This is a genomic window from Arthrobacter sp. GCM10027362 (genome assembly GCF_042679445.1).
In the GTDB taxonomy this organism is placed as follows: domain Bacteria; phylum Actinomycetota; class Actinomycetes; order Actinomycetales; family Micrococcaceae; genus Crystallibacter.
The window spans coordinates 1-8,461 of the sequence record NZ_JBHTML010000168.1; the positions used below are offsets into that span (position 1 = coordinate 1).

General features: G+C 69.1%; 8 protein-coding genes. 3 read left to right on the forward strand and 5 right to left on the reverse strand.

Translation table 11 applies throughout. From position 1 onward, the window contains the following. Both ACFQ36_RS18095 and ACFQ36_RS18100 read left to right on the forward strand, forming a co-directional pair. On the forward strand, positions 1-657 hold a 657-nt coding region (locus ACFQ36_RS18095), incomplete at its 5' end, for an energy-coupling factor ABC transporter ATP-binding protein (protein WP_377016134.1). 246 nt (positions 658-903) lie between these two features. Further along, a complete protein-coding gene (locus ACFQ36_RS18100; RefSeq protein WP_377016136.1) occupies positions 904-1,602 on the forward strand; it encodes a hypothetical protein in 699 nt (232 codons plus the stop codon). 639 nt (positions 1,603-2,241) lie between these two features. On the opposite strand, the gene ACFQ36_RS18105 is transcribed toward ACFQ36_RS18100, so the two are convergent. The 5 genes from ACFQ36_RS18105 to ACFQ36_RS18125 all read right to left on the reverse strand — a co-directional run bounded on the left by ACFQ36_RS18105 (position 2,242) and on the right by ACFQ36_RS18125 (position 7,766). Next, the gene (locus tag ACFQ36_RS18105) at positions 2,242-2,496 is read right to left on the reverse strand and encodes a cyclophilin-like fold protein (protein WP_377016138.1); all 255 of its coding nucleotides are present in this window, start codon (positions 2,494-2,496) and stop codon (positions 2,242-2,244) included. A gap of 144 nt (positions 2,497-2,640) precedes the next feature. Next, positions 2,641-3,375 (reverse strand): hypothetical protein, encoded by a 735-nt coding sequence (locus tag ACFQ36_RS18110; RefSeq protein WP_377016140.1) that lies wholly within the window; start codon positions 3,373-3,375, stop codon positions 2,641-2,643. A 416-nt stretch (positions 3,376-3,791) separates the two neighbouring features. Continuing rightward, a complete protein-coding gene (locus ACFQ36_RS18115; RefSeq protein ID WP_377016142.1) occupies positions 3,792-4,196 on the reverse strand; it encodes a hypothetical protein in 405 nt (134 codons plus the stop codon). A 534-nt stretch (positions 4,197-4,730) separates the two neighbouring features. Further along, positions 4,731-6,116, reverse strand: a complete 1,386-nt coding sequence (locus ACFQ36_RS18120) for an FAD-binding oxidoreductase (RefSeq protein ID WP_377016144.1) — start codon at positions 6,114-6,116, stop codon at positions 4,731-4,733. 285 nt (positions 6,117-6,401) lie between these two features. Further along, entirely contained in the window at positions 6,402-7,766 is a 1,365-nt protein-coding gene (locus ACFQ36_RS18125; protein ID WP_377016146.1) for an MFS transporter, read from the reverse strand. Between the two features lie 157 nt (positions 7,767-7,923). Between ACFQ36_RS18125 and ACFQ36_RS18130 the strand changes: the two genes are divergently transcribed. After that, on the forward strand, positions 7,924-8,461 hold a 538-nt coding region (locus ACFQ36_RS18130), incomplete at its 3' end, for a thiamine pyrophosphate-binding protein (RefSeq protein ID WP_377016148.1).

Sequence of the window (8,461 nt, forward strand, 5' to 3'; positions counted from 1 at the left end):
CCGGAGCACCGCGAGCGCCCGTGGGCCCGCCGGCGTGCCGGGAACGGTGCAGCCGCCGGCCCGCAGCTGCTGGCGGGAGTCGACCTGGACGTACGCGCCGGCGAGTGCGTCGCCCTGACCGGACCCAACGGGACCGGCAAGACGACGCTGCTCAAAATGGCCCTGGGCCTGGTCCGCCCGGACTCCGGCACGGTCCGGGTGGCAGGGCTCGATGCCACCGCCACCCCGGTAGGCAAGCTGGCCGCGGCGGCCGGCCTGCTGTTCCAGAACCCCGCGGACCAACTGTTCGAGCGCACCGTGCTGCGTGAAGTGTCCTTCGGGCCGCCGCGCTCGCGGCCGGAGCCGGAGGCCGTTCGCGAAGCGCTGGACGCGTGCGGGCTGCCGGCCGTGGCCAATGCCCACCCGTACGAGCTGCCGGCGTCGCAACGGCGCCTGGTGGCACTGGCCACCGTGCTCACCCGCGGACCAAAGGTGCTGGTGCTGGACGAGCCGACCGTCTCGCTGGACGGACACGGCCGGGAGCTGCTCGGCCGGATCCTGGCCGGAGCCAGGGAACGGGGAACCGCGGTGCTGCTGTCCACCCACGACCTGCCGTTCGCGCGCAGCCACTGCCACCGCATCATGGCGCTGGACGCCGCCATGCAGCGCAACGGGTAGCATCCGCCCTGCGTCGAGGCCGGCTGCAATGGCCCCGCATGCCGTCGGCCATATCGACAAAGGAAAACTGTTACCAGTCGTGTTCCGGGCCGTCGACGTGTGCCTGCGGCCGTCCACGCGAACAGCGTCCCTGAGGCGGAGGCTGTGGTCCGGAGCAACAACACCGCGCCGACCACAATCCGCGACGTCAGGGCCGCTGGACTCGGGGCTGCGCCGGACCCTAAGGTCGGAGAGCAGGGAGGATCCATGATCAACGGCAAGACCCTTCGCCTCTCGGCAGTGCTGCTTGTGGTGGGCTTCATCCTTTACGTGCTCGCGGGCCTGCTCCATCCCGGCGGGCCGGCCAACAACCACAGGGCGGTGTTTGCCGAATACGCCGGCAGCGCCGGCTGGACCGCTGTGCATCTCGGCCAGTTCACTGGCATGGCGGTGGTCATCGCCGGCCTTCTCGTCTTCTACTTCGCTCTGGACCTTGGAGCTGGAGGCGCGGCCTGGGTGGCACGGCTGGGGGCCGTCTTTGCGGCGGTGGCGCTTGGGCTCTACGGCATCCTGCAGGCAGTGGACGGGGTTGCCCTCAAACAGGCCGTTGATGCCTGGGTGGGTGCGCCGGAAGCGGAGAAGGCGGCCCGCTTTGCCAGCGCCGAGTCGATTCGGTGGCTGGAGTGGGGCGCCAGGAGCTATCAGAGCTTCATGTTTGGTCTCGCCTTGATCCTGCTCGGCAGCGCAGTGGCTGTGACGGCGAGGCTGCCGGGAGCCCTTGGCTACCTGATGGCGCTGTCCGGTCTTGCCTACATCGTGCAGGGCTGGGTGCTCGGTTCCGAGGGCTTCTCGGCGACCAACACGTTCGCAATCCTGGCCGGCTATATCCTCATCCTCGCGTGGATCATTTGGCTTGTTGTGGTCGCTTGGCGGACAAAGGAATCGTTTAGAGCGCCTACCCGGTAGGCGTGTTCCTGGCGCGGTGGCGTCGGCGACTGAACAGCGGCGTTGAACCGAGGAGAATGGTCCGGAGCCGGACGCAAACGAGGTGGAGCGGCTGCGGTGCGCCTGGCCGGAGTGGCAGCGGCTGGCCGACGCCCGGGAAGAGGTAGCCGGCCCGCATCAGGTGCAGGCGGTAGAGCGGCAGGCCCGGGGCCTTGGGGCTTGCCGACATCGGCAGGATCATTGAGGCCGGCCGCGCCACCGTCCACCGCTACCGGGCATGGACGCCGGCTAACGGCAGCACCGGGGCCCAACGGTTGGGGGGGAAGCCGCCAGGCCCCGGCCGGCACAGTCTTGCCGGGCGAGCTTGGGAAAACACTGTATTCTTTGGCATCGGGCGGTGGGACCGGCCGGCGGCACCCCGGGGACTGGCGGCAGGGACAACCCGCTGCCACCGGCGTCCCGGCAAGTCCAGAAGATGGAAGGACCCCGTGTTCGCCCGGGCACCGCAGGCAGTTATTGAGCCCGCGGCGGGTTGATTTCCGGTCAGGAAGCGGCGGTGGTATCTGGCAGTTCCGGTGGACGCCTGGGAACGGATAATCCCTTCGTACTGCTGGCGCCGGGCAGCGGGATCCCGGGCAGTGCCAGCGCACCGGTCCCCTTTTACCCGTCAGTTTCGATGGTGCCGGTGGCCCGGTCCGTTGTGGTCAGGGTGGTGAGGTCGCCGGCCCCGGGCCTGACCACCTCAGGAACGCCGTCGGGGGAGGGGCGCCGGGGGAGGCCGGTGATCTTTTCGGTGGAGGCGTAGCCGCGTAGTTCGACGGCCAGCGGCAGCAGGGCGGCGCAGCTGCGTGCGGCTGCCGTGTCGTCGAGCGTTCCGGACAGGGCGGTGTCTGCGCTGGTGATCCTGACGCGCATCGGGGTGTCCGTCAAGGGGTGGTGCGCCGGCGGCCGCGACGGCTGCCATGCCCAGCCGCTGGGCGGTGGCCGGGGTGAGCCGTCCGGCTATCGGGCTGCCGAGGAAGCTGGGGGCCATGTAGGAGGCGAAGACCGCGGCGGCCGTCAGCGGGGTGTGGGAGCCGAGGTAGTCCGCGGCGACCGACGGCCCGAAGGCTTGGAAGTACCCGCCGAAGGCCCAGGTGGCGATGAAGATGCAGGCCGCGACCGGCAGGTACGGGCGGGCGGCGGCGGGCAGGACGAGGCACGGGACCAGCGAGCCCAGCGAGCCCAGGACGCCCGGGACCCGGGCGGCGGCGCAGCCGAGCAGGATGAGGCCGAAGACGCAGAAGGTGAGTTCCCGTGGTGCGGGGCGAACTGCAGCACGGTGCCGGAGGCGAACACGCCGAGGGACAGGCCGATGGTGGCCAAGGCGGTGGTGACGGCGGCGGTGAGCCACTTCGGTTCGGCCGGTGCGGTGTCCACGGCGTAGGCGGCGATCGCGCTGGAGGCGAGCCCGGCGGCCAGGCCCTGCAGGCCGCGTCCGAACAGCAGCGGCCAGGAGGATCCCGCAGCCGGCGGCGGCGGTGAGCACGGCCGCGATCGAGACGGGTTTGCGGCCCCATGGTCGGAGAGCCGTCCGAGGACGGGCAGGGCGAAGATCGCGCAGGCGAAGTAGCCGACGGCCACCAGCGAAAACTCCGCGTTGGTGACGCCGTCGGCGCGGCGGTAGGTGTCATACAGGGGAATCGCGGTGGCACCGGCGGCAAACACCGCGACGAATGATGCCGTGGCGGCAACGAAGCCGTCCCGGGCCGCTTGCCGCTGCCCGGGCGCAAGGGGTTCTGATGCAGTACCCATGCTGTGTCTTTCCAGGGGCGGGCGGCGAACATGCGGCGGATCTTCGAAGGGCCCGGTGCCAGGACCCGCCGGTGCGCGGGGACGCGGTGCCCGGTTACGCCTGCGGGGTAGTGCTTGGTCCTCGTCGGCGAGGTACTCCAGCCAGGTACCGCCGCCGTCGGTGCCTTCGGGCAGGGCGCTCCATGAAGCGGCCGGCAACGTCTTCACCGGCAACTGAAACCTGAAGTCGACGAAACGATGCCATGCGCGGGGCAGGCCTCCAGACCCCGGCGACGTCCGTATGCTTGAACGCGGTCTCGGCCGCGGTCAGGCGCGGCATGACGGCGACGGGGCGCACGCCTGGCCGCCTGAACTGCACGCAAAGGGGCGGCCTCCCCCCGACAGGAGGCCGCCCCTGGCTGGCGGGCCTAGCCGGATTACTCGTCCTGGCCGGCGGCCTTCTCGGCGAACTTGGCGGCCTTCCATTCGGCCTTTCCTTCAGCCTTGATGGCCTTCCAGTCGGCCTTTCCCTGAGCCTTGGCAATCTTCCACTCAGCGTCGGCTGCAGCCTTGACGGCCTTCCACTCGGCAGTCGGCTCCTCGACCGGGGCCGGGGCGGGCTCTTCCTCGACCGGGGTCTCGTCACCCAGGGCCGGGGCGGGCTCTTCCTCGACCGGGGTCTCGTCACCCGGGGCCGGGGCCGGTTCCTCCTCGACTGGTGCCGGCTCCTCGACCGGTTCTTCTGCCGCGGGGGTTTCACCGGCGGTGCCTTCATCGACAACCGGTTCAGTCTCCTCAACCGGGGCCGGCGTGATGGTAACGTCCTCGGCCGTGATGGCCACGAACGGGTCCTGCGTTTCAGCGGCCGAAGCGGCTCCGCCAACCCCGGCGGTCACCACACCTGCTACGGCGACTCCTGCAGCCAACCGGCGAGCCCTGGTTTTCAGAAACGACGACATATGTTGCTCCAATCTCTAGCGAATGTTGCAACTTAATCGTTACATCAGCACACTTACTAATCGCAAACGCACTCAGGGCATTCCAGCTGAAAAGATGCCAACCGGCCAGTAGGGCTGGACAAGCAGCCCAACCTGCGCAAAAATTTTCACCCGCACCGAGGCCGGCGGTTCCTTCCGCACCTATAACGGGGCGAGGCAGTAACCACCTGCGCAGAAGGACCGGGCCTTGGCAGCCGGCAGGCCCGCCTGCCTGAAGCTCCTCGCCAACAAGCTGGCCGGCGGTGCCGGCCACCGGCGCGACGAATGCCAGCGGCAATGACCTCACGTAGGCCGCATGCAGCGCAAGGCCGGACGGGAACGATCCCAAAAGTCACCGCTGCCAGACGCCGGGCTTCGTGTCCGGCAGCCACCATGCCGTCAGGCCGGAACCACCGGCTGGCCGATCGCGTGCTGGAAACGCAGCAGGTTGTCCGGATCATAGCGGGACTTGGCCTGGACCAGGCGCGTATAGACCTCCGGGGACCAGGCACGGGCCCTGTCCGTTTCATCGCCCGGAACGCCGTGCATGTTCACGAACGTCCGTCCTGAGGCGTATGGAGCCAGCGCCTTGAAGATCGACTTGATGGAACCGGAGATCGCGTCGATATCCGGTGACGCCGCCAGGCCTACCAGCACCAGGTGGAAGGGCTCGTCCCGCCCGGAGACCGCGTCGAGGACTTCACTGGCCTTGGCGTACGCCCCGCCCATCAGGCGGATCTCGATTTCCAGCAGCGGACAGTCGATCCCCGGCCCGGCCTGCTGCAGCAGCGCACCGACCACGTCGGCGTCGAACCCGCGCAGGAATTCCCCGGCATGCAGGAATGGAAGCGGAACCGGCGGATCCAGATGGACCTGGTCGATGTCCTGGTAGGTCATCGGTCCGACCATGTCCGCCACAGGATGGGAAACGGCACGCATTGGTGCCAGCGTCCGGGCGCCGGCCTCGGCGTCACCCACGTAGCAATAGCGAAGGTGCACCAGGAACTGGTTCCGCATCGGCTCGGGAATGAACTCCAGCTCCGGCAGCCGGAGCAGGGCAACGGAAGTGGACACGTTGTCCGGCACCGTCAGTGCCCAACGGCCGAAGGCTGTCAGCACTTCCTCGGCATCGGAGCCGGGGTAGAAGATGCCGCCGGCGTAGAAGTCCTGCAGCGGGAACAGGTCGAAGGTCATCGAGGTCACGATGCCCAGGTTGCCCTTGCCGCCGCGCAGGAGGGCGAAAAGATCCGGCTCGTGCCCGGCGTCCACGCGGCGCAACTGCCCATCCGGGGTGACGACGTCGAGGCTGCGGACGTGGTCGGCGGCGAAGCCGAAGACCCGGCCCATGACGGGGAGGCCGCCGCCCAAGGTGTAACCGACCACGCTGACGTCGGTGGTTGAGCCATTGAGTCCCATCAGTCCGTGGGGCACGATGGCGTCAATTACCTTGCGCCACTTCACCCCGGCTCCCACGCGCGCTACGCGCTTTTCCGGGTCGAAGTCGAAATCCTGCATGCGGCTGGTAGCCATCAGCAGGCCGCCCTCCATGACGGTGTCCGCGCCGTGCCCGGTTGCCTGGACCGCCACCGGCACGCGGTGCGCAGCCGCCCATTTCATTGCGGCGACGACGTCCGCGGCGTCTGCGACCCCGGCCACCACGTCAGGACGGTGGATGGTGGCGAGATTGTAGGCGGCGATCTCCTGTTCGAAGCCGCTCTCGCCCGGCAGCAGCACCGGCCCGCGCACCTCGCGCCTGAGTTCCTGCAAAGCTGTTTCCGACATCATTTGGGCCCCTCGGTGACACCTTGGATCCATGACTTGTTGCGGCATCGTTGGGGTCAGCGGCAGGGAGGATGGCCGGAGGCCACCGATGGCACCGGCCGGTCCTGGCGCCGGTCTGATCACACGGTGGAGCAGTATGAGTATCCCACGTGTGCCGTTACAACAGCGTTACAGGGCGTGCCCGGCAGGGCGCCGTCCCGCCTCATGGAACGGAACGACGCCGGCGCCTCCGGTTCCGTTCCCGCGGAACCGGAGGCGCCGGCGTCGTTGACGGTGGAGGAAGGAACCTCAGGCCCGCACCGAGGCGGGCTCGTGTTCCCCGGCCGCCTGGACGGCGCCGGCCGCGGGCCGGGTCCTGGGGATGAGTGCCACGCCGCCGGCCGCCAGCACGCCCACCAGGGCGAAGACGATGAAGTTCCACTCGAACGGCAGCTTCGCCGACCCGATCCAGCCGCCGATCAGCGGGCCGGAGATGGCGCCGATGCGGGCAAAGCTCAGCGCCCAGCCGGTGGCGGTGGCGCGGGCGTTGGCCGGATAGTAGTCGGCAATGTAGCCCGTGAGCACCAGTGACGTCGAAATCGAGCCGACGCCGGCAAAGGCCACGAAGAGCAGGTTCACCACCAGGCTGTTGGGGAACATCAGCAGCAGGATGCCGCCGGCGCCGAGCAGGTAGAACAGGATCAGGATCAGCCGCTGCCCGAAGCGGTCGGCCGCCCGGCCCAGGACCAGCCCGCCGATGGCCGAGGCCAAGCTGAAGACCAGCAGGAAGGTCAGCGAGGAGCCCAGGTCGTAGCCGGCCTTGCGCATGATGGCCGGCAGCCAGGTGTTCAGGCCGTAGACAAGTACCATGCCGCAGAACAGCGAGATCCAAAAGAATACGGTGGAGCGCAGGAACCGGGGTGAGAACATGGCGGCCAATACGTGCATCCACGATGCCTTGGGCTCCCGGGCCTTGTGCACCGGAACCCGGGCGGCGGCCTGCGCGCTGAAGCCGGTGATGCCCAGGCGCGCGGCCAGCTTCTCGGCCTCGCGGTACCGGCGCTTGGCCACCAGGTATTCGAGGGACTCGGGCAGGATCAGCATGATGACCGGCAGCACGAGCAGCGGCAGGGCACCGGCGCCGATGACCCAGCGCCAGCCCAGCGCGGGCAGCACCGCCATGGCCACCAGCGCCGAGGCGACAATGCCCAGTGAGTATCCGGAATACATCAGGCCGTAGTTGAAGGACCGCTTCTTCGGTGCCGAGTACTCGATGGTCAGGGCCGCCGCCACGGGGATGACGCCGCCCATGCCCAGGCCGCCGAGGAAGCGGAAAAGCCCGAAGAGTTCCGGCGTCGGTGCCAGCGCGGCACCGAGCTGGGTGATGGTGAAGATCAGCATCGACAGCAGCAGCATCTTCTTGCGGCCGACGAGGTCGCTGAGCGTGCCGATGAACAGGGCACCGAAAAGCATGCCGACCAGGGCGTAGGCGCCCAGCCCGCCGAGCTGCAGGGGGGTCAGGTCCCAGGCCTTGTACTCGGCCAGCGCCGGCAGGACCGCGCCGAGCACGCCGACGTCGTAGCCCTCGGCCAGGATCGCCAGCCAGCAGGCAAACAGTACGGTGGAGGTGGTGCGGCGCGGGACGTTCCACGCCGCCGGGTTGGTGTTAGCCATTCGACAAATGCCTTACTCGTTGGATACGGAGGACCGCTTGTGACCTGCGTCATATTATGTGCATCTATTGACGGCCGTTACAAGTGATCGATAGAAAAGATCCGCGTTGACTTTCTCCCGGCATTCTCCCGCCAGCGGGACCAACCCAGAGGACACCATGACAGAATCCCACAGCACCGCCGGACCCGGCAGCGTCGCCGCCCTGGTTGGGCAAACCCTCGCCGCCCTCGGCGCGGGCCACGCCTTCGGGGTGGTCGGCAGCGGCAATTTCGAGGTCACGAACGCCCTGCGCGCGGCCGGGGTGCCCTTCACCGCCGCGCGGCACGAGGGCGGCGCCGCGACCATGGCGGACGCATACTCCCGGATGTCCGGCCGGCTGGGCATCGTCTCGGTGCATCAGGGCTGCGGGCTGACCAACGCGGCCACCGGGATCGGCGAGGCTGCCAAGAGCCGTACGCCGCTGCTGGTGCTGGCCGCCGGGACCGCCGGTGCCGCGGTGCGGTCCAACTTTGCCATGGACCAGTCCGGCTTCGCGCGCAGCGTGGGCGCGGTCGCCGAGCGTGTGCACTCCGCCGCCAGCGCCGCGGACGACGTCGTGCGCGCCTACCGTACGGCGGTCAACGAACGGCGCACGGTGGTGCTGAACCTGCCGCTGGACGTCCAGGCGTCCCCCGCCCCCGCCGCCGCGGGGCCGC